1 pseudogene is annotated in these 525 nt (G+C 54.1%); it reads left to right on the top strand.

Annotated features, from left to right (window positions below):
- The first annotated feature begins 93 nt into the window (after positions 1 to 93).
- Positions 94 to 513: pseudogene (locus HK22_RS14850) on the top strand (transposase).
- The last annotated feature ends 12 nt before the right edge of the window (positions 514 to 525 follow it).

The following is a 525-nucleotide window of genomic DNA, read 5'->3' as shown; positions in this document are numbered from 1 at the left end:
GCTCAGGACCTATTGATTTTTGTAGGGAATTTTGATTCAGGCTCCTTGAGGAGACTGAAGATGAGCGACCTGTTTTAGCTGACGGACGAACAGATGGACCGTCTGCGGACGTTCTTTCCCAAGAGCTACGGCAAACCTCGCGTTGATGGCCGTCAAGTATTGAGCGGGATCATTTTTGTGAACCGTAATGGCTTGCGTGGTGTGATGCGCCCCGGGAATACGGTCCGCACAAGACGCTCTACAACCGTTGGAAGCGCTGGGACGACATGGGCATTTTCATGCGGATGATGGATGGCCTGGAGGAAAAAAGGATCAGGCCTTGCATCCCCGGGACGGAGATCCCGCGGAAAACCCGTCAAATACGACAGGCGGAAATACAAACGCCGCAACCGCATCGAGATCATGTTCGGAAGGCTCAAGGACTGGCGGCGGGTCGTAACGCGCTATGACAGATGCCCGAATGTCTTCTTCTCCACCATCTGCCTCGCTGCAACCATCATCTTCTGGCTATGAGTCCTGAGCCTA

Source organism: Gluconobacter sp. DsW_056 (genome assembly GCF_002153595.1).
In the GTDB taxonomy this organism is placed as follows: domain Bacteria; phylum Pseudomonadota; class Alphaproteobacteria; order Acetobacterales; family Acetobacteraceae; genus Gluconobacter; species Gluconobacter albidus.
Note: the sequence above shows the minus strand (reverse complement) of the source record. Positions and strands in the feature narration are given on the sequence as shown.